This is a genomic window from Vibrio sp. Vb1337 (assembly GCF_033338715.1).
GTDB classification, from domain to species: domain Bacteria; phylum Pseudomonadota; class Gammaproteobacteria; order Enterobacterales; family Vibrionaceae; genus Vibrio; species Vibrio alginolyticus.
The window spans coordinates 1-315 of record NZ_JAWOTD010000083.1; the positions used below are offsets into that span (position 1 = coordinate 1).

Annotated in this window: 1 protein-coding gene; it reads right to left on the minus strand. The window is 47.9% G+C overall.

Going from position 1 to position 315, the window contains the following annotated elements; all coding sequences use genetic code 11:
- A partial coding sequence (locus R7E42_RS23985; protein ID WP_318073086.1) for a DUF58 domain-containing protein occupies positions 1 to 315 on the minus strand: 315 nt, incomplete at both ends.

Below are 315 nucleotides of genomic sequence, written 5' to 3' on the forward strand. Positions count from 1 at the left end.
GTGTCCATCATCAATCACTGCGCCAATACGATCTTTTTTGGCTAATGTGAGCCAAATAAGAACACTGGCGAAATGAGCGAGTTGTACTGACTTCAATACGTACTTTGAGCCAAAGTGAAGGCTTGAGCTGAGGTCGAGATACAAAATCACCGCTTGTTCTTTGTCTTCCGCAAACAATTTAGTGTGTGCTTTTCCTGTGCGCGCTGTGACTCGCCAGTCGATGCTGCGAATGTCATCTCCGGCTTGATACTGGCGCACTTCCATAAAGTCCATACCACGACCTTTTTGTCGGCTCGTCTGGTTGCCGCTCATCTG